The 20,147-nt window shown below is 68.9% G+C and carries 18 protein-coding genes; 6 read left to right on the forward strand and 12 right to left on the reverse strand.

Annotated elements, in window-relative coordinates:
* Positions 1-27: 27 nt before the first annotated feature.
* Both ACFVJS_RS15145 and ACFVJS_RS15150 read right to left on the reverse strand, forming a co-directional pair.
* Positions 28-1,221, reverse strand: a complete 1,194-nt coding sequence (locus tag ACFVJS_RS15145) for an acyl-CoA dehydrogenase family protein (RefSeq protein ID WP_378881537.1) — start codon at positions 1,219-1,221, stop codon at positions 28-30.
* A 136-nt stretch (positions 1,222-1,357) separates the two neighbouring features.
* The gene (locus ACFVJS_RS15150; RefSeq protein WP_378881540.1) at positions 1,358-2,755 is read right to left on the reverse strand and encodes an endonuclease/exonuclease/phosphatase family protein; all 1,398 of its coding nucleotides are present in this window, start codon (positions 2,753-2,755) and stop codon (positions 1,358-1,360) included.
* A gap of 273 nt (positions 2,756-3,028) precedes the next feature.
* Between ACFVJS_RS15150 and ACFVJS_RS15155 the strand changes: the two genes are divergently transcribed.
* The 5 genes from ACFVJS_RS15155 (at position 3,029) to ACFVJS_RS15175 (ending at position 7,047) form a co-directional block, all read left to right on the forward strand.
* Positions 3,029-4,357, forward strand: coding sequence for a magnesium transporter MgtE N-terminal domain-containing protein (locus tag ACFVJS_RS15155; protein ID WP_378881542.1), 1,329 nt, complete (start codon positions 3,029-3,031; stop codon positions 4,355-4,357).
* Positions 4,350-4,898 carry a DUF1003 domain-containing protein gene (locus ACFVJS_RS15160; protein ID WP_378881545.1) on the forward strand — a complete coding sequence of 183 codons (549 nt, stop codon included), beginning with the start codon at positions 4,350-4,352 and terminating at the stop codon, positions 4,896-4,898. The genes ACFVJS_RS15155 and ACFVJS_RS15160 overlap by 8 nt, the downstream gene beginning before the upstream one ends.
* Positions 4,899-4,909: 11 nt before the next feature.
* Entirely contained in the window at positions 4,910-6,055 is a 1,146-nt protein-coding gene (locus tag ACFVJS_RS15165) for an Mrp/NBP35 family ATP-binding protein (protein WP_378881548.1), read from the forward strand.
* Between the two features lie 18 nt (positions 6,056-6,073).
* Complete coding sequence (locus ACFVJS_RS15170) at positions 6,074-6,403, forward strand: sec-independent translocase (protein ID WP_378881550.1); 330 nt, start codon at positions 6,074-6,076, stop codon at positions 6,401-6,403.
* Between the two features lie 125 nt (positions 6,404-6,528).
* On the forward strand, positions 6,529-7,047 hold the full coding sequence (locus tag ACFVJS_RS15175) for an Rv3235 family protein (RefSeq protein ID WP_378881552.1): 519 nt from the start codon (positions 6,529-6,531) through the stop codon (positions 7,045-7,047).
* A 63-nt stretch (positions 7,048-7,110) separates the two neighbouring features.
* Here ACFVJS_RS15175 and secA read toward each other — a convergent pair whose 3' ends face one another.
* Entirely contained in the window at positions 7,111-10,008 is a 2,898-nt protein-coding gene (secA, locus tag ACFVJS_RS15180; protein WP_378881555.1) for a preprotein translocase subunit SecA, read from the reverse strand.
* A 230-nt stretch (positions 10,009-10,238) separates the two neighbouring features.
* Between secA and ACFVJS_RS15185 the strand changes: the two genes are divergently transcribed.
* Positions 10,239-10,808 (forward strand): dihydrofolate reductase family protein, encoded by a 570-nt coding sequence (locus ACFVJS_RS15185; protein WP_378881558.1) that lies wholly within the window; start codon positions 10,239-10,241, stop codon positions 10,806-10,808.
* On the opposite strand, the gene ACFVJS_RS15190 is transcribed toward ACFVJS_RS15185, so the two are convergent.
* From ACFVJS_RS15190 to mtrA, 9 genes are all read right to left on the reverse strand, one after another.
* Entirely contained in the window at positions 10,793-11,500 is a 708-nt protein-coding gene (locus ACFVJS_RS15190) for a helix-turn-helix domain-containing protein (protein WP_378881561.1), read from the reverse strand. The two genes, ACFVJS_RS15185 and ACFVJS_RS15190, sit on opposite strands and share 16 nt — an antisense overlap.
* 41 nt (positions 11,501-11,541) lie before the next feature.
* Positions 11,542-12,759 (reverse strand): winged helix-turn-helix domain-containing protein, encoded by a 1,218-nt coding sequence (locus ACFVJS_RS15195; RefSeq protein ID WP_378881563.1) that lies wholly within the window; start codon positions 12,757-12,759, stop codon positions 11,542-11,544.
* Positions 12,760-12,825: 66 nt separating this feature from the next.
* Positions 12,826-13,296: a hemerythrin domain-containing protein gene (locus ACFVJS_RS15200; protein WP_378881566.1), complete on the reverse strand. Its 471-nt coding sequence runs from the start codon at positions 13,294-13,296 to the stop codon at positions 12,826-12,828.
* Between the two features lie 113 nt (positions 13,297-13,409).
* On the reverse strand, positions 13,410-14,090 hold the full coding sequence (locus ACFVJS_RS15205) for a response regulator transcription factor (protein ID WP_045547972.1): 681 nt from the start codon (positions 14,088-14,090) through the stop codon (positions 13,410-13,412).
* A 100-nt stretch (positions 14,091-14,190) separates the two neighbouring features.
* On the reverse strand, positions 14,191-14,832 hold the full coding sequence (gene hpf, locus ACFVJS_RS15210; protein WP_378881569.1) for a ribosome hibernation-promoting factor, HPF/YfiA family: 642 nt from the start codon (positions 14,830-14,832) through the stop codon (positions 14,191-14,193).
* Positions 14,833-15,238: 406 nt separating this feature from the next.
* The gene (locus ACFVJS_RS15215; protein ID WP_378881572.1) at positions 15,239-15,982 is read right to left on the reverse strand and encodes a ComF family protein; all 744 of its coding nucleotides are present in this window, start codon (positions 15,980-15,982) and stop codon (positions 15,239-15,241) included.
* A 72-nt stretch (positions 15,983-16,054) separates the two neighbouring features.
* Entirely contained in the window at positions 16,055-17,773 is a 1,719-nt protein-coding gene (locus tag ACFVJS_RS15220; protein ID WP_378881574.1) for an LpqB family beta-propeller domain-containing protein, read from the reverse strand.
* Positions 17,770-19,386 (reverse strand): MtrAB system histidine kinase MtrB, encoded by a 1,617-nt coding sequence (gene mtrB, locus ACFVJS_RS15225; RefSeq protein ID WP_378881577.1) that lies wholly within the window; start codon positions 19,384-19,386, stop codon positions 17,770-17,772. Before mtrB ends, ACFVJS_RS15220 begins: the two co-directional genes overlap by 4 nt.
* Positions 19,383-20,090, reverse strand: coding sequence for an MtrAB system response regulator MtrA (gene mtrA / locus ACFVJS_RS15230; protein WP_378881580.1), 708 nt, complete (start codon positions 20,088-20,090; stop codon positions 19,383-19,385). Before mtrA ends, mtrB begins: the two co-directional genes overlap by 4 nt.
* Between the last annotated feature and the right edge of the window lie 57 nt (positions 20,091-20,147).

Raw genomic sequence — 20,147 nt, forward strand, 5'->3', positions numbered from 1 at the left:
GGTCCCGCGGAGGATCCGCCGGGAGGGTCAGGACTTGTAGTCCTTGAGGAGGCTGCGGCCGATGATCATCTTCTGGATGTCGCTGGTGCCCTCACCGATGAGCATGAACTTGACCTCGCGCATGAGCCGCTCGATCTCGTACTCCTTGGAGTAGCCGTAGCCGCCGTGGATGCGGAAGGAGTCCTCCACGACCTCGTTGGCGTACTCGGAGGCGACCATCTTGGCCATGCCGGCCTCGACGTCCATCCGCTTGCCGGTGTCCTTCAGACGCGCGGCGCGGACCATCATGTTGTGGGAGACCTCGACCTTGGTGCCCATCTCCGCCAGCCGGAACAAGATGGCCTGGTGCTCGGCGATCTTCTTGCCGAAGGTCTGACGCTGCTGGGCGTAGGCGATGCCGAGCTCGAAGCCGCGGATCGCGAGGCCGCAGGCGCGGGCGGCGACGTTGACGCGGCCGACCTCGACGCCGTCCATCATCTGGAAGAAGCCCTTGCCGGGGACGCCACCGAGGATCTGGTCGGCCGAGATCTTGTGACCCTCGAAGATCATCTCGGTCGTGTCGATGCCCTTGTAGCCCATCTTGTCGATCTTGCCGGGCACGGTCACGCCCTGCGCGACCTCGCCGAAGCCCGGGGTCTTCTCCACCAGGAAGGTGGTCATGTTCTTGTAGACGCTCTCGGCGCCCTCGTCGGTCTTGGTCAGCACCGCGACCAGCGTGGAGGAACCACCGTTGGTCAGCCACATCTTCTGGCCGGTGATCTCGTAGGACCCGTCGGCCTGCTTGGTCGCCTTGGTCGACACCGCGGACACGTCGGAGCCGAGACCCGGCTCGGACATCGAGAACGCGCCGCGCACCTCACCGGTCGCCATCTTCGGCAGGTACTTCTGCTTCTGCTCCTCGGTGCCGTGCTGCATCAGCATGTAGGCCACGATGAAGTGGGTGTTGATGACACCCGAGACCGACATCCAGCCGCGCGCGATCTCCTCCACGCACAGCGCGTACGTCAGCAGCGACTCGCCCAGGCCGCCGTACTCCTCCGGGATCATCAGGCCGAAGATGCCGAGCTCCTTGAGACCCTCCACGATCTCGGTCGGATACTCATCGGCGTGCTCCAGCTCCTGGGCCACCGGGATGACCTTCTCGTCCACGAACTGACGGACGGTCTTCAGGATCTCTTCCTGGATGTCGGTGAGACCCTCGGTCTCGGCAAGGCGACCCATGCTCTACTCCTCATATCGGTGGTCGGGGCCACAACGTTTCAGACCCGTCGAGACCACGCTGACGTCACGGCGGCAGGTTACCAATCAGTAACCACCAGGGACAGGTGACACCCGCCACAGGTCGATCCTACGACGCTCAGACCCGCCGTCCGACAGCCGAGAAGAACGGCTTGAAGAGCTTGTCGTACGACGCCTTGGTGACGCTCACGTAGCCCGTCCGCTTCCCCGTGCCGGCCAAGGCGGACATCTGGGTGCTGGAGCTGAACGCGAACGCCGGGGTCGCGCCGGTCCGGCTGACCAGCAGCACGGTCGCCCGCAGGCCGGCGCGGTCATAGCCGCGCGGGCGCGCCACGGCCCAGCTGTCCTTGTTCACGTTCTTGCCGAGGACGCGCTGCAGCGAGCGCATCTCGTCGGTCCTGGTCCGCTCCGCGGTGACGACCTGCACCTTCACCCCACGGGACTTCGCCCGCTTCAGCGCCCGGACCACCCGGGCGTTGGTCAGCGTCCGCGTCGCCAGGTGGACGACCTGACCCCGCCTGGCGCTGTTGACCGCCTTCAGCACCGTACGCAGCACGCTCTGCTCCTCCGCGGCGCTCAGTCCCGGGTCGGTGACCACGACTCCGGGCCCGAACCGTGCCCGCTCCGAGCCCGCCGTCGAGGTGACCGGCAGCGGCGAGAGGTCGACCCGGACCGCGTTGTGGTCCGACTCGAGGCCGAACGCGCGCTGGTTGCCGGTCGCGAACCGGGCGATCCCACGGGCCAGCACGTAGTCGATGGTCGACGCCCGGCGGTAGGTGACCGGCGCCTGCCGGGTGACGTCGTAGGTCGGGACCAGGTGCTGCGCGGCGAAGATGTCCCGCGGGTAGCGGGAGCCGCCGTACTGCACGTTCAGGTCGCCGCCGACCACCACCGGACCGCGGCCGGCCAGCGCCTTGACCAGCACGTTCAGCGCGCGGGCGGAGGGACGGACCAGGTCGCCGTAGTACTTGGACTTCGGCGCGAAGTGCACCGCGACCACGGAGACGTTGCGGCCGGTCGCCCGGTTCTCGAGCGTGACCCAGTTGGCAAACCTGATCCCCCAGTGCAGCCGCTGGTCGGCCGGCTTGCCGCGCTTGTTGCTGATCTGGTGGATGCCCTTCGACGTCGCGGCCCACCTGTCGTCGTCCCAGGCCACCGCCGTCGCCGACCTGTAGGCGTCGCCGCCCTTGCGCCAGACGCGGTAGCGCCCCGGCTCCAGATCCGCGGTCCGGCGGCCGTTCACCTCGTTGTAGGTGATGAAGTCGGGGGCGGTGCCGACGACGGTGCGTACGTCCCGCCTGAACTTCGCCGGGCCCATGCTCGCCTTGATGTTGGCCTGCACCATCCGGTAGCGCGGGGGCGAGTAGGACACGGTCTCCAGGTCCGTCGCAGACGGGGCGGAGACGTCGCGCACGGTGACGAGCGCGCCCCCGAGGAGGCCGACGACGAGGCCCGCGGAGAGCAGGGCGCGGGCCGCTCGACCGGCGTGAGACGTTGCCTGAGGTTGTGTACGCATCCGTCCGGGCCCTTCTCCCTGCGGTGGCGACCGGTCACACTGGTCACATCGGAAACTTTTGTAACACAGGCCTCAGTCAGATCGCCGACCCCGCTCCGGCGCGAGTTCGGATAGTTCATCGAATCAACGCTCGGGGTCAGGGCGTGAGCGTCGAGGCGACCGGCTGGGGCCGATGTCATAACGTGGGGCTGTGAGCGAGCGTCAGCGAGTGGACCGCAAGGACATCACGCCGCCACTTCCGTGTCTTGGCGCCTGCGCTACGGAGGTGACGGCGTGAGCACCTCGCCCAACCGCGTCTACGCGGCACGCCTGGTCGGCCTTCCGATCTTCGACCCGCTCGGTGAGCAGGTCGGCAAGGTGCGAGATCTCGTGGTCACGGTCAGGTCGGACGCCCGGCAGCCGCGCGTGCTGGGCCTCGTGGTCGAGGTCTTCGGGCGCCGGCGCATCTTCGTGCCGATGACCCGGGTGACCAGCATCGACTCCGGTCAGATCTACACGACCGGCCTGCTCAACATGCGCCGCTTCCAGCAGCGTTCGACCGAGACCCTGGTCATCGGCCAGATGTTCGACCGTCAGGTCACGATTCGCTCCACCGGCGTGTCCGGGACGGTCTACGACGTGGGCATGGAGCAGGCCCGCAACCGCGACTGGCTGCTCTCCCGGGTCGCCGTGCAGGAGCCGTCGAAGGGCCTGCGCCGCCGCGGCCAGACGCACGTGGTCGAGTGGGACGACGTAGAGGGCCTGGCCCGCCGCTCCCCCACCCAGGCCGCGACCCACCTGGTCCAGGCGATCCACGAGATGCGTCCGGCCGACGCCGCGACGATGATCCACGAGCTTCCACCCGAGCGCCGGCGCCAGGTGGTCGCCGCGCTCGACGACGAGCGCCTCGCCGAGGTGCTCGAGGAGCTCCCGGAGGACGACCAGGTCGCCATCGTGCGGGCACTGGACTCCGAGCGTGCTGCCGACGTCCTCGAGGAGATGTCGCCCGACGACGCCGCGGACCTCATCGCCGAGCTGCCCGAGGAGACCGCCACCCTGCTCCTCGAGCTGATGCAGCCCGAAGAGGCCAAGGACGTACTCCGGCTGATGTCCTACGAGGAGGACACCGCCGGCTCGATGATGACCCCCGAGCCGGTCATCGTCGGCCCGGACGCGACGATCGCCGACGCACTCGCCCTCGTCCGCAACCCCGACCTCACCCCGGCCCAGGCGGCCCTGGTCTACGTCTGCCGTCCTCCCCTGGAGACGCCGACGGGCAAGTTCCTCGGCATCGCCCACATCCAGCGGCTGCTGCGTGAGCCACCGTCGACGCTCGTCGCGGGTGCTCTCGACGAGTCCCTGGAGCCGCTGCGCCCCGAGGACAGCACTGAGCAGGTCGCGGCCCACCTGGCCACCTACAACCTGGTGGCGGCTCCCGTCGTCGACGAGAACGGCCATCTCGCCGGCGCGGTGACCGTCGACGACCTGCTCGACCACCTGCTCCCGGAGAACTGGCGCGAGAAGCTGGCCCGCCAGGAGTCGGCCACCGAGCCACGCCCCGACACCCGGCCCGACACTCGTCCGAACAAGGTGATCACGCCGGAGATGGTGCGTCGTGGCTGACGCACGCGCCGCTCGCGGCCGCCTCGACACCCCCCGCGAGCTGCGTCGCCCCCTGGTCCGCCGGCCCACCTTCCGCGCCGACGCCTTCGGTTCGTTCGCCGAGGCCTTCGCCCGCTACATGGGCACCGCCCGGTTCATCGCCTGGATGACGATGGTCGTGCTCATCTGGGTCGCTTGGAACACCCTCGCGCCCCTGGAATGGCGCTTCGACGAGTTCCCGTTCATCTTCCTGACCCTCGCGCTGAGCCTGCAGGCCTCGTACGCCGCGCCCCTGATCCTGCTCGCGCAGAACCGCCAGGAGGACCGCGACCGGGCGATCGCCGAGCAGGACCGCCGCATCGCCTCGCAGTCCAAGGCCGACATGGAGTTCCTCGCCCGCGAGACCGCGTCGCTGCGGATGGCCCTCGGCGAGGTCGCCACCCGTGACTACCTCCGTTCCGAGCTGCGCCTGCTCCTCGAGGAGCTCGACGAGCGCGACCGACACCGTGATCTGATCGACCAGCACTCGGTCGATGCGGGAGAGTCCCCACGCACGACGTAGGCTTGCATACCGTGAGTAGCCCGCTTCTCGACCGTGTCAACGCAGCTCTGGCGACCGTTCAGGACCCGGAGATCAAACGTCCCATCACCGAGCTGGGGATGGTCGACTCCGTCTCGATCGACGACGCCGGTGTCGTGCACGCCAAGGTGCTGCTGACCGTTGCGGGCTGTCCGCTCAAGGACACGATCAACAAGGACACCACCGCCGCGCTGGAGAAGGTCGACGGCGTCACCGGCGTCGAGCTCGAGCTCGGGGTGATGTCCAACGAGCAGCGCACGGCGATGCGCGAGTCGCTCACCGGCGGCCAGGCGCAGCGGGAGATCCCCTTCGCCCAGCCCGGCTCGCTCACCAAGGTCTTCGCGATCGCGTCGGGCAAGGGCGGTGTCGGCAAGTCGTCGGTCACGGTCAACCTGGCCGTCGCGCTGGCCAAGCAGGGCCTCAAGGTCGGCATCGTCGATGCCGACATCTACGGCCACTCGGTGCCCGCGATGCTGGGGGTGGCCGACTCCCGGCCGACCCAGGTCGACGACCTGATCATGCCGGTGCCGACCGCGTCCGGCGTGAGCGTGATCTCGATCGGGATGCTCAAGCCGCGCCGCGACCAGGTCGTGGCCTGGCGCGGACCGATGCTCGACCGGGCCCTGGTCCAGATGCTCTCCGACGTCTACTGGGGCGACCTCGACGCGCTGCTGCTCGACCTGCCCCCGGGCACCGGCGACGTGGCGATCTCGCTCGGCCAGCACCTGCCCAACGCCGAGATCGTCGTGGTCACCACCCCGCAGGAGGCCGCCGCCGAGGTGGCCGAGCGGGCCGGCACCATGGCCGAGATGATGCATCAGCGTGTCGTCGGCGTCGTGGAGAACATGTCCTGGCTCGTCCTGCCCGACGGCTCCAAGATGGAGGTCTTCGGCTCCGGCGGTGGCCAGCGGGTCGCCGACACCCTCTCCCAGCGCTTCGGCTCGAAGGTCCCGCTGCTCGGTCAGGTGCCGCTGGAGCAGACGCTGCGCGAGGCCGGAGACGCCGGGAAGCCGATCGTCGAGACCGACCCGACCGCGGAGTCGGCCAAGGTCCTGGCCGAGGTGGCGCGTACGATCTCGGGCCGCGGACGCGGCCTCGCGGGCATGCAACTGGGCCTCACTCCCACCTCCAAGCTCTGAGCCTGTAGGTTCACCTCCGTGTTCGGCATCGGCTTCGCGGAGCTTGCCGTCATCGTCGTGATCGCCATCCTCGTCTTCGGACCGGACAAGATCCCCGACATGGCACGGCAGATCGCCCGCCTCCTCCACCAGGTGCGCAACCTGGCCAACAACGCGCGAGACGACCTGCGCGGAGAGCTCGGGCCCGCCTACCAGGACCTCGAGCTGCGTGATCTCGACCCCCGTCGGATCGTCAGCAAGCAGATCCAGGAAGCCCTCGCCGAGATCGAGGAGGAAGAAGCGCGCGCCAAGGCGCCCAAGCCCCTCCTGGCCGGCGAGAAGCCGCCCTACGACGACCAGTCGACCTAGGCCGCCCCTCCGCCCTAGTCACAACTGCCTCCTTTCGTCACAGCAGCACCTTTTGTTACCCGTCGGTTTAGAACCGGGAGATTCGGGTAAGAGGAGGTTGACTGCTCGGAAAGGAGTTTGCGCCCATGAGCGCTCAACCATCTCGGGGACCCGATTCTGACAAGGTGCCCCTGGCCGAGGTCCAGGGCACGCTCGCCTTCGAGCTACAGCCACGACTGGACCCGCCACAAGCAGATCCACCAGAGGACGGCGAGGGTCTGCTGGCCGAGCCGATCCCCATCGTCCCCGCGCGCGGTCATCTGACCGGCTGGATCCCGCAGTTCGCCCAGAAGATCGCGGAGGTCGTCGGCGGAGACCGGCCAGCAAGCCAGCTGGTGCGCTGGACGACCAAGGAGGTCGTCGCCGACCTGCGATACCGGGCCGCCCTTACCGCTCGGAGCGGGGCGTACGAGCCCGGCACGGGCCGCCAGCAGCCCGTCCGACCTCGTGTCCACCGATGGCACCTCCACGTCGTCACCGAGACCGTCGTCGAGGCCACGGCCACGATCAAGTACGGCCACGGCTACCGCGCGATGGCCCTACGCTTCGAGCAGAGCGGCGAGAACTGGATCTGCACGGTCCTCAACTTCGGCCCGTACACGTGACGCGGTGGAGCGCTGTACGCATCGGCTACGTACAGCGCTCCACCGGGTGTCGGCCGAAGCGCGTCAGCCGTTGACGCGGGTGGTGAGGCCCGTCGGGCCGCCGGGGCGGCCGTGGCACTGCTTGAACTTCTTGCCCGAGCCACAGGGGCACTGCTCGTTGCGGCCGACCTTGGCGTAGGGGTCGTCGGCGTTGGGGACGGTGCTTCCCTGCGCCTCGGCCTGGCCCTGCTCGTCCGGACCGGAGAAGGCCAGCTGCTTGGGCGTGGCGGGCCGCTGCAGGCCCTTCGCGGTGACCTGCGGAGCGCTCGCCGAAGCCTTCGCAGCCTCGGCCTTCAGCGCGGCGGAGATGTCCTGGAGACCACCCGCCTGCCCGACGCCGACCGGCGGCTCGGCGAGCGCGCCCTCGTGCATCGGACCGGCGTGACGGGTGCCGTCGGCGTGGTAGTGGAACTCCGGCTCGGCCTGCTCGATCTGGACCTCCAGGTTGAACAGGTAGCCGACCGCGGCCTCCTTGATGCCGTCCATCATCGCGGTGAACATGTCGAAGCCCTCGCGCTGGTATTCCACCAGCGGGTCGCGCTGCGAGTAGGCCCGCAGCCCGATGCCCTCGCGCAGGTAGTCCATCTCGTAGAGGTGCTCACGCCACTTGCGGTCCAGCACCGAGAGCACGACCTGGCGCTCGACCTCACGCATGCCCTCGGACCCGATCTCCGCCTCGCGACGGTCGTAGGCCTCCTGAGCGTCCTTCTTGAGGATCTCGATGAGCTCCTGACGGTCGAGGTCGTCCTTGCTCCCGCCTGCCTCGTCGATCAGCTTCTTCGGCTCGACCGAGACCGGCCAGATCTGCCTGAGGTCGGTCCACAGCTGGTCGAGGTCCCACTCCTCGGCGTAGTCCTGGGTCGCTCCGGTGACGATCCCGGTGACGACGTCGTCGATGAAGCCCCGGATCTGCTCCTCGAGGTCGGCACCCTCGAGCACCTCGCGGCGCTCGGCGTAGATCACCTTGCGCTGGCGGTCCATGACGTCGTCGTACTTGAGGACGTTCTTGCGGGACTCGAAGTTCTGGCCCTCGACCTGGGTCTGCGCGTTGGCGATCGACTTGGTCACCGACTTGGCCTCGATCGGCACGTCGTCGGGGATCTTCAGCGTGGTCAGGATGCGGTCGACCCACTCGCCCTTGAACAGGCGCATCAGGTCGTCCTCCAGCGACAGGTAGAAGCGGGACTCGCCCGGGTCGCCCTGACGGCCGGAACGACCGCGCAGCTGGTTGTCGATACGCCGGGACTCGTGGCGCTCGGTGCCGAGGACGTAGAGACCACCCAGCTTGGTGACCTCCTCGTGCTCGGCGGCGACCTGCTCCTTGATCCGCTCGACGGTCGACGCCCAGGCGTTCTCGTACGCCTCGGCGGTCTCACCGGTGGGCTCCAGGCCCTGCTTGCGGAGCTCCTGGTCGGCCAGGAAGTCCACGGAGCCACCGAGCATGATGTCGGTGCCTCGGCCGGCCATGTTGGTGGCGACCGTGACGGCGCCCTTGTGACCGGCCAGCGCGACGATCTTGGCCTCGTCGGCGTGGTATTTCGCGTTGAGGACCGTGTGCGGGACGCCGCGCTTCTTGAGGATGTTGCCGAGGTATTCGGACTTCTCGACCGAGACGGTGCCGACCAGCACCGGCTGGCCCTTCTTGTGGCGCTCGACGATGTCGTCGGCGACGGCCTCGTACTTCGCCACCTCGGTGCGGTAGACGAGGTCGGGCTGGTCCTTGCGGATCATCGGCTTGTTGGTCGGGATCGGGACCACGCCGAGCTTGTAGATCTTGTCGAACTCCGACTCCTCGGTCATGGCCGTACCGGTCATGCCGGAGAGCTTCTCGTAGAGACGGAAGTAGTTCTGCAGGGTGATGCTCGCGAGGGTCTGGTATTCCTCGCGGACCTTCACACCCTCCTTGGCCTCGATCGCCTGGTGCAGACCGTCGTTGTAGCGGCGGCCGGCGAGCATGCGGCCGGTGTGCTCGTCGACGATCAGGACCTCGTCGTTGGCGACGACGTACTCCTTGTCGCGGCGGAAGAGCTCCTTGGCCTTGATCGAGTTGTTCATGAACGAGATCAGCGGGGTGTTGACCGCCTCGTAGAGGTTCTCGATCCCGAGGTGGTCCTCGACCTTGGTGATGCCTCGCTCGAGGACGGCGATGGTGCGCTTCTTCTCGTCGACCTCGTAGTCGACGTCACGGACCAGGGTCTTGGCGATCGTGGCGAACTCGTCGTACCACTTCACGTCGTCCTCGGTGGGACCCGAGATGATCAGCGGCGTGCGGGCCTCGTCGATGAGGATCGAGTCGACCTCGTCGACGATCGCGAAGAAGTGGCCGCGCTGGACCAGGTCCTCCATCGAGGAGGCCATGTTGTCGCGCAGGTAGTCGAAGCCGAGCTCGTTGTTGGTGCCATAGGTGATGTCGCAGTTGTAGGCCGCGCGGCGCTGCGCCGGGGTCATCTGCGGCAGGATCACGCCGACGGAGAGGCCGAGGAAGCCGTAGATGCGGCCCATGACCTCGGACTGATACTTGGCCAGGTAGTCGTTGACGGTGACGACGTGGACGCCCTTGCCGGCCAGCGCGTTGAGGTAGGCCGGGAGCACCGCGGTCTGGGTCTTGCCCTCACCGGTCTTCATCTCGGCGATGTTGCCGAGGTGGAGCGCGGCGCCACCCTGGATCTGGACGTCGTAGTGGCGCTGGCCCAGGACGCGCTTGGTGACCTCGCGGACCGTGGCGAACGCCTCGGCCATGATGTCGTCGAGGTCCTCGCCGTTCTCCAGGCGTTGCTTGAACTCGTCGGTCATCCCGCGCAGCTCGTCATCGCTCATCGCGACGAACTCGTCCTCGATCGCGTTGACGGCCTTCGAGATGGCCTCGAGCTCGCGAAGAATCTTGCCTTCGCCGAGGCGAAGGATCTTGTCGAGAATTGCCACGGTGGCGGGCTCCTACTAGCGGCAGACAGATAGCACGGTCACTCTACCCACCTGCCGGTCGTGACCGTACGGCGACGACCACAACGACCTGGTCTCGATGTCAGGATCTCCAGGTCCGGTCACGTGCCCGAGCAGCGGAATCGGGCCTGTCGGTTTCGTACAAGACTCCCGGTCGGTACGTCCCTAGGTTGGTGCCTGCTCAGACGCACACAGGACACGAGGAGCAGCACATGCGCGACATCGTCTGGACCGGGTTCGTATCGCTGGACGGCGTGGCCGACTCGCCCGGCAGCGAGGCGGAGGGACACCGCAGCGGTGGCTGGGTGATGGCCACGGAGTTCCTGCCCGAGGCGTTCGCCCTCAAGGGCGAGGAGATGGCGGACACCTCCGCCCTGCTGCTCGGGCGACACAGCTATGAGATCTTCGCGCCGGTCTGGCGCGACTCGGAGGACCACGCGGTCTACCGCGACCTGCCGAAGTACGTCGTGTCGACCTCGCTCCAGGAGGACGACCTCCTCGACGGCTGGGGACCGACGACGATCCTGCGTTCGGACGAGGAGGTCGCGGCGCTGAAGAAGGAGGAGGGCGGATCGCTCTACGTCCACGGCAGCCTCGAGCTCGCCCGGCGGCTCTCCGACGCCGGCCTCGTCGACCGCTACCACCTGCTGATGTTCCCGGTGCTGCTCGGCGCGGGCCGGAGTCCGTTCAGCGACGCCGACCGCGACAAGCAGCAGCTGAGGCTCACCGACAGCGACTCCTACGCGAACGGCGTCGTGAAGCTGGTCTACACCGTCGGCTGAGGGAGGTCGAGCGCGATGGCTCCCCCGGACCCTTCGCGCAGCTGCCCGGCGGTCCGGCCGACGTAGCGCCGCAGGGCCCGGGCCAGATGGGGCTCGTCGAAGTAGTCGAGCTTGGCGACGACGTCGGCGGTGGCCGATCCGGTGGCGAGCAGCGTCGCCGCCTCACGAGCGCGGTCGATCTGGTGCAGCGCTCCCCGGGTCAGGCCGGTGGCCGCCCGGAACCTGCGCTCCACGGTGCGCTCGGAGACGTCGGCCCGATCCCCGCGCAGCACCCGCGCGACCAGCGGGTCGCGCACGATCACCCCGTCGCGTACGAGCCGGTCGACCAGGGCCTCGGCGTCGTCGGGGCCCGGGGTCTCGCAGTGGCTGCCGTCGAGACGGAACCCTCGGGACGTCACGTCGGGAAGCAGGATCCCGCCGTTGACCAGCCCGCTGGTGGGCATGGCGCGCAGCGTCGTGCCATGGGCGAACTCGATGCCGACGAACCTGGCTCCCTCGGGCACCGGCGCGTGACCGGTCGCCGTCTCGGGGCCGGAGACCGAGGCGTACGCCACCCCGTTCTGCTCCCAGAAGACCAGTCCCCAACGGCTCGCGGCCACCGAGGTCATCGTCTCGACCCCGTCGCTCGCACAGGTCCACACCGAGTCGACCCACGGCGACTCGGACTCCCGCGTGGTGAACCGCAACGACATGCCCGCAGACTAGCCCTCTGACCGGAGTCCGGCCGGTGACTTCAGCGGACGACCTCGGTGATCAGGGCCGGCGCGAGGTCGCCCTTGGGCTCGACCTGGATCGTGTCCATGCCCAGCCAGCCGGCGAGCCGCTCGAGCTCGGCGGCGAGCTCCACGGGCGTCTCCACGGGGGCGTGAGGTTCGGCGAAGGCGCCCTTGACCTGGAGCGTCCGGCTCTTGCGGTCGGCCTTGAGGTCGACCCGGCCGACGATGTGCTCGCCGAGGAGGAACGGGAGCACGTAGTAGCCGTGGATCCGCTTCGGGGCCGGGGTGTAGATCTCGATCCGGTAGAAGAAGTCGAAGAGCGCCTCGGTGCGCTCCCGCTCCCAGACCAGCGGGTCGAACGGGCTCAGCACCGCGCGGGCGTCGATGCGCCGCGGCAGGCGGGACCCGGTGAAGAGGTAGGCCTGCTTGCGGATGCCCTCGACCGCGACCGGCTCCACCTCGCCGGCATCGATGAGCTGGTTCAGCGCGCGGGTGGTGTCGTCCACCCGCATCCGGAAGTAGTCGGCGATGTCCTTGGCGGTGCCGACCCCGTGGGACCTGGTGGCGCGGCGTACGAGCTCGAGGTGGGCCTCTTCCCTCGACGGCGTCGGCGCCTCGAGATGGACGCTCGGGATGACCCGCTCGGGCAGGTCGTAGGCGACCTCGAACTGGTCGTTGCGGTGCGAGATCGCGAGCTCACCGAACATGTAGAGGATGTCGAGGGCCTTGCGGGAGTCGGACCAGTTCCAGCCCCAGTGGTCCTTGGTCTGGGGCCCGGCGTCGTCGAGCGCCTTGGCCGCCTCGCGCGCGGTGAGCGCCCCCTGCTCGGCCACCAGCGCCAGCACCTTCTCCTTCATCCCGTCCGGCACGCTCCCCCACCACTTGGAGCCCTTCTGTGCTCGGTATTCGTCCATCCGCCACTGCATGTGCGGCCACAGCTCGACCGGCATGAACGCCTGCACGTGGGCCCAGTACTCGACCATCCGCCGGTCCCGTCGCCCCTTGCTCGCCCGGTGCAGGAGCCCGGTGTCGTACGCCCCCATCCGGCTGTAGAGCGGCATGTAGTGCGCCCGCTGCAGGACGTTGACCGAGTCGACCTGGAGAACCCCGGTGCGCTCCAAGGTGCGCTGGAACGTACGCATCGTGGGCGTGGTGTGGGGCTTGTCGGCGAAGCCCTGCGCCGCCAGCGCGATCCGGCGGGCCTGCGAGCGGCTGAGTGTCTGAGAGCTGGGCACGATCACGACTCTAGAGCCGGTTCCGGACAACTCCCGTCCGGAACCGGCTCCATCGCCGATCACGAGTCACAGCGGGCCGAAGACCTCGCCCACGTCCGCGTCCAGCTCGAGCGACTCGAGCACGCTCAGCAGCTTGCGCTCCTCGAAGCGGAAGTGGGACTCCATGATCGCGGCGATGCCGTCGAGGTGCTTTCCGAGGTCCTCAGGGGTGGCGGCCTGATCGACGGCGGCCTGCAGTCCGCCGAGGAGGTGGCCGATCATGGAGTGGTCCTGCTCGAGATGGCGGATCGTCTCGCGCAGCTCGGGGTGGGCCCGGGCGATCGCCGGGAAGAGCTCCCGGTCCTCGCCCTCGTGGTGGCCGGTCAGGGCCGCACAGAACCCGTGGCAGAACAGCAGCAGGTCGCGGGCCGCGGGCCCTGCGCGATCTCCCGCGGCGATGGCCTCCTGCGTCACTCGCAGTGCCGTGCGCAGCCGGCCGTGGACCTGCCGCATCTCATCTGCCCAGGCGATCAGCCTGGTCTTCTCGCCCTCAGTCACGTGAGGGCGAAGGGGACGACAACATCAGTCGTGCTCCTTCGTGTCCGGCGCCTCCATGCCTGACACGGTCTGCCACCGGCACGCGACGCTGGCGTCAGCCTAGCCGAGCCGATCTAGTCGACGTTGAGGAGCTTCTGGCGCACGGCGTACATGACCGCCTCCATGCGCGAGTGGGCCTGGAGCTTCTCCAGGATGTTGCGTACGTGGTTCTTGACGGTGTTCTCCGAGATGAACAGCCGCTTGGCGATCTCGCGGTTGTTGAGGCCCTTGGCGACCAGGCCGAGGACCTCGAGCTCACGGTCGGTGAGCTTGGGGCCGGGGACCGGGGAGCGGTCCGGCCGGGACATCTGCTTGAACTCCTCCATCAGCTTCACCGCCATGGAGGGGCTGATCAGGGACTGGCCGTCGGCGACGACCCGGATCGCCTGGGCGACCTGGTCGATCGAGGAGTCCTTGAGGAGGTAGCCCATCGCGCCGGCCTTGACCGCGTCGTAGAGGTCGGCCTCCTCGTCCGAGACCGTCAGCATGATGATGTTGGCCGACGGCACGGCCTCCTTGATGGCGACGCACGCCTCCAGGCCGGTCTGCTTCGGCATGCGTACGTCGAGCAGCACCACGTCCGGCGCGGAGGCCGCGGCGCGCTCGGTGCCCTCGATGCCGTTGGTCGCCTCACCGATGACCTCGATGCCGGGCTCGCTCGCCAGCAGCGCGACCAGGCCCCTTCGGAAGAGCTCCTGGTCGTCGACAACCAGGACGCGGACCGGCTCACGATCGGCACCAGATGTAGATGACACGAATGCATCATGGCACGTATCCGAATCCTGATCAGAGAATGGCCGGGACTCATCCATCTGAGGGATGGAAAAGTCCCGGCCGACGTGCTTCAGCTGATCCTCAGACGAGGTCTGCGCGGTTGAGCGCGATCACCCCGTAGTCGTATCCCCTCCGGCGGTAGACGACCGACGGCCTCGTCGAGTCCTTGTCGATGTAGAGGTAGAAGTCGTGGCCGACCAGCTCCATCTCGTAGAGCGCCTGGTCGAGCGTCATCGGCTCCGCGGTGTGCGTCTTCTCCCGGACCACCAAGGGCCCCTCCCCCGTCACGGTGATCGGGCCGACCTGGTGCTCGCGGATCTCCTCCTCCTCGAACTGGTCGGGCTCGGACGTCGTGGCCAGGCCGTCGGGCTCGATGCCCGCCAGTGCCTGTCCGACGGAAACCGGCGTACGACGGCCGCGGTGAACCCTGCGGCGGTCAGCGGCGCGGCGCATCTGAGAAGCCATCTTGTCGACAGCCAGGTCCAGCGCCCCCATCTTGTCCTCGGCACACGCCTCGGCCCGGATGACCGGACCCTTCGAGTACGCAGTGAGCTCGACGTGTACGGCGCCCTTGTGCTGGCGCGGGTTGGGCTCGTTGTCGACCTCCACGTTGATTCTGATGATGCGGTGGTCATGCTTCTCGAGCTTCGCGAGCTTCTCTGCTACGTGAGCGCGATAGCGGTCTGAGACCTCGGCGTTGCGGGCCGTGACGACAACTTCCATGGGTACCTCCCGGTGTTTCGGGGTTGGCGGGATCCCGGATGGTCAGCGCATATGACCTCCGGGGTACGGAGTCCGCCTGGCCGACCTGGTCTTCGACCCCACAACCGCCTGCGGAGGCTTAGCAGCTTGGTGCCACTCCACCTTCTCCCTGCTGGCTCCCGTATCTGACGGGAGGGCAAGGGCAGGACTTATCTCTAAGCCGCACCGTGATCCCCTTGCCCCAGAATCTGGGGTCGAAGGGTTACGTGGACCGTTTCGCCTGCGACTGGCATCGGCTTGCCGCTCGGATGCCCGCAATGCGGACCTCTCTGCGACGCAACCACGGACCCAGGCGGACTCCATGTAGTGACGGTAGTTCGCCGATGTTCGCCATGAAAGCCCTTCAACAGAATTACATGGCGGTTTCCTACATTTGAACGCGAGACCGACGCTGGGTGGCCGCCACGGTCGCGATCGCTTTCACGCCGAGACCGACCGATTCCAGCGCGCGCTGGGCCTCACGCGCGGTCGCGCCGGTGGTGATCACGTCGTCACAGACGACGAACGTCGCCCGCGGGACCGTTCTGGCGAGTGTCCGGATGCCGGACGCCGGACAGGTGATCGATCCGTCCAGGTTGGCCCGCCGCTGCCGCGAGTCGAGGCCGGCCTGGTCCGCGACACCCGGTCGGGTGCGGAGCAGCCGGTGGTGGCGTACGTCGAGCCCGTGCTGTCTCAGCATCGCGGCGGCTCGTCGTGTGATCGCCGAGGTGCTGTCCAGGCCCCGCTCTCGCACCGAGGCCGGTCGCGACGGGACCGGGACGAGGATCGTCGGGCCGGCGCCGGTCCGCGCGACGGGCGCGACGGGCGCGACGGGCGCGACGGCTTCGAGGACCGAGAGCGCGAGCAGGCCGGCCAACGGCCCGCGGAGGCCGAGGAGCTGATGCTCCTTGAGGCCGATGACGAGCTGCTTGAGGATGCCTTCGTAGGGACCCGCCGCGAAGACCGGGACGATGCCCGGCGGCGCCGGGTCAGGCGGACTCGGCCGGGCTCGGTCCGGGAGGTCGGTCCGGCAGCCGGGGCAGACCAGTCTGCCTGGACGGCGGCAGCCGACGCAGCGGCCACCGACGACCAGGTCGTGCCAGGCGTCGGCAAGATCCGCTCGAAGACTCATGGGCCGAGTCGACCAGGGTGGGCACGACCAGGCAAACACGGGCCGCTCGCCTGTGGATGAAGCTGTGGAGAATCAGCCCTGGTAGGTGACGTCGGAGATGTTGGACGGCATCCCGAGGTCGAACCGGTCGAGCGGGTCCAGCAGGGTGGTGCCGGAGACCGCGTAGAGGCGGGCCGACGCCACCGGTGAACCGACGACACCGGTGACCCGGTCGCTGACGGTGTAGCGCTCGCCGCTGGGCGCGCCGTCGAGGGAGACCGACTGGAAGAGTGCGGTCGAGCTGATCTGCTGGACCGCGACGATCGTGGTCGGCGAGGTCCAGGCGACATCGGTGACTCGCATGGTCGCGGCGTCCGGGTGCGGCAGCAGGGTCGCCGACGTGCCGGAGGTGATCTGGCCCTTGGAGCTCGCCTGCAGCCGGCTGACGACGATCCGGTCCGAGGACAAGCCGTCGATCACCGCGACGAACCGGGTGCCGTCGCGCGAGACCAGGAATCGGGTCACGTTCTCGCCGGTCACCCCCGGGATGGCGACGCGGACACGGCGGTCGCCGTCGACGTACATCACCCGGGCGCCGGTTCTGTCCTTGTCGACCAGCCACAGCCGGCCGGCGAGGTCCCAGGAGGGTCGCAGAAGCCGGGTGCCGCTCACCGGAGCCTCGGTGACCTCGCCGTCGCTGGCCAGCCTGCCGACGAGGACGCCGGTGCGGTCCGCGGTGATCGCGGCGGCACTCGAGCCGGTGGCATCGACCGCGACGTCGGTCACGCCGTGCGAGTCGGCCCAGCCGCCGAGCACCGGCACCCACGGATCGCCGTTCTCGCCGGTGCTGGTCACCAGGGCACCGTCACGCAGGGCGTAGAGGTCGACCCTGGCGGAGGTGCCGTTGGGGTCGTAGCCTCCGCCGCTGTCGACGTTGAAGGTCTCGCCGTAGCCCGGAAGCACCACCGGCTCGCCGTCGATCGTCAGCCGGATCCGTTCCACGCTGGCGTCCTGACGCAGGGTCCAGGCCAGCTGGGCACCCATGAGCTGAAGGTCCTCTGAGCTGTGGTCACCCAGGTCACCGGCCAGGTCGACCTCGGCCACCCCGTCGCGTACGTCCACCGAGCGGGGCTCGTCGGCGGTGGCCGGCAGCGCGCTGCGGATGACGCCGCGCTCCTCCTCCCCCGGACCGCTCAGCAGGCTGGAGACGAGGGTGGTCGCGTACGAGGTGCCCTTGGGGGCGAAGATCGGCTCCGGCACGAGGGTGCGGCCGGTCGGCTCGACGTAGTAGAGGTTGCTGCGGGCGAAGTGGGTCAGGAACCAGTCCTCCTCGACCACCAGCGCATCGGGCGCCGAGCTGATCCGCCACTCCCCCTCGGTCCGGGTCAGCTCGAAGTCGAGGATCGCCTGCGAGGCGGCCAGCCCACCGCGCCACACCCCGCGTTCGTCGAGCCAGCCGGCGTCCTCCAGCTCCACCGAGACCCGGGGCGAGGAGCCGACGTGGCTGCCGAGCTCGCCGTAGACCAGGGTGCGGCCGGCGGGCGCCCAGTTCATCGCCGCGTCCTTGGTGAGGTAGCGGCGGGCATAGGCCGTGCTCATCGGGGTGGCTTTCATGGCGTCGAGGAAGCCGTCGACGATCTCACCCGGCGACGCACCCGCGCGCGGAGCGCCCGGGTTGTAGGGGATGACCTCCTCCTGCGCGTCCGGCGCATCCAGGTCGACGCGCTGGACGGGTCCGGAGTCGGGCACGCTCGAGCACCCCGAGGCGAGGAGCGCGATCGCGGTCAGGACGACGGCGAAGAAGGACCTCACGATGCCTCCAGGGTGTCGCGGGCGTCCGCCGGGACGAGCGGGAGCGGGCTGTGCCGCAGCGCTGCGCCGGCGTAGCGCGGGAGGGTGAGCCGGAACTGTGCCCCCTGGTCCGGGCGGCCCCAGGCCTGCAGCCAGCCGCCGTGGAGGTGGGCGTCCTCGAGCGAGATCGACAGGCCCAGGCCGGTGCCGCCGCTCGATCGGTCGCGGGCGGGGTCGGCGCGCCAGAACCGGTTGAAGACCAGTGCCGTCTCCCCCGGCGCCAGCCCGACACCGTGGTCACGCACGGTCAGCGCGGCCGCGTGCTCGTCGCTGTCGACCCGGATGGTGACGGTCTGGCCCACGAGCGCGTGGTCGGTGGCGTTGGCCACCAGGTTGCGGACGATCCGCTCGACCCGGCGGTGGTCGACCTGGGCGATGCACGGGTGGTCGGGGGCGACGACCTTCAGCTCGATGTCGCGCTTGGCGGCCAGCGGTTCGTACGCCTCGACGACGGTCTGGGCCAGCGCGGTCAGGTCGGTGTCGTAGAGGTCGAGCACCGCGGCCCCGGCATCGAAGCGACTGATCTCGAGCAGGTCGCCCAGGAGCGTCTCGAACCGGTCCAGCTCGGTCTGCAGCAGCTCGGCCGCCCGGGCCGTCGGCGCGTCGAAGGTGTCCCTGGCCTCGTGGAGCACGTCGCTGGCCATGCGGACGGTGGTGAGCGGCGTACGCAGCTCGTGGGAGACGTCGGAGCTGAACCGTCGCTGGACGCGGGAGAGGTGCTCGAGCTGCCGGATCTGGTTCTGCAGGCCGCTGGCCATCTGGTTGAACGAGATCGCCAGACCGGTGAGGTCGTCCTCGCCGTGCACGACCATCCGCTCCTCGAGGCGCCCGGCAGCGAGCCGCTCAGCGGTCCGGCGGGCGATCCGGATGGGCGTGACGACATGGCGGGTCACGATCCAGCTGCCGACCCCGATCAGCAGGATGAGGATCGCGCCCGCGGCCAGCAGGCCGCGGGTGATGACGCCGAGCGTCTCCTGCTCCTGGTCCATCGGGAAGAGGAAGTAGACGTTGTAGGTGTCGTCGTGCAGCTCCAGCTGAGACCCGATCACGATGCCGGGGGTGGAGGAGCGCTCGCCGTCGTCGTAGGAGATCCGGGCGTAGGTCCAGGCCGGCTCGGCCCGTATCGACTGGAACCGGTCCTCCAGCGCCCGCGGGACGCTGCGTACGTCGACACCCGGCGTCCACTCGACACCGTCGTCGCTGATCCGGCCCGATGTCGAGGTCACCGGCCCCGCCATGACGACGCCGTAGCCGCGAGAGAGGCTGCGCTGGATGATCGGGTCACCCAGGTCGTTGCGCTGCAACGGGGTGCCGCCGTTGGCACCCGAGGTCTCCGCGATGCTGGCGCGGGCGGCGGAGAGCTCCTCGGAGGCCTCTGCCTTCGCCGCCGCGACCCGGTCCTGGACCAGCTCGTCGCCGATCTGGTCGAGCAGGATCATCCCGACCAGGCTGACGGCGGCCGCGGTGAGCAGCACGGTGTAGACCACGACGCGGGTCTGGATCGACCGGCGCCAGGTGGTCAGAAGCTTCTTGGGCGTCCGGGCAGCTGTGCGGACGACCTGCTGGAGTGTCACACGGGCCCTGCCTTGTAGCCGACGCCACGGACGGTGACGACGATCTCGGGGTTCTCCGGGTCGTGCTCGACCTTGGAACGCAGCCGCTGGACGTGCACGTTGACCAGCCGGGTGTCGGCGGCGTGACGGTAGCCCCACACCTGCTCCAGGAGCACCTCGCGGGAGAAGACCTGGTGGGGCTTGCGGGCCAGGCACTCGAGCAGGTCGAACTCCAGCGGGGTGAGCTGGATCTGCTCACCCCCGCGGGTGACCTGGTGGCCGGCGACGTCGATGGTGAGGTCGCCGATCTCCAGCACCTCGGGCAGCGACTCGCCGTGCCGGCGTACCCGGGCGCGGATCCGGGCGATCAGCTCCTTGGGCTTGAACGGCTTCACCACGTAGTCGTCGGCCCCCGACTCGAGCCCGACGACGACGTCCACCGTGTCGCCCTTCGCGGTCAGCATGACGATCGGCACGCCCGACTCCTTGCGGATCTGCTTGCACACCTCGATGCCGTCGATCCCGGGAAGCATCAGGTCGAGCAGGACCACGTCGGGCTTGTAGTCGTGGAACGCGGACAGTGCCAGGTCACCACGGGCGACCAGCTGCGAGTCGAAACCCTCCTGTCTCAGCACGATCGCCAGCATCTCGCTCAGCGAGGCATCATCATCGACGACGAGGACCTTTCCCTTGGCGGGCTGGTCGGGAGCGCTGCGATCGGCCATGTGTCCGATTCTGTCACCCGGTGAGTGCGACGCGTCTCATGAGCCACCCGATAACGC

The sequence above is a fragment of the Nocardioides sp. NPDC057772 genome (assembly GCF_042798075.1).
In the GTDB taxonomy this organism is placed as follows: Bacteria; Actinomycetota; Actinomycetes; order Propionibacteriales; family Nocardioidaceae; genus Nocardioides.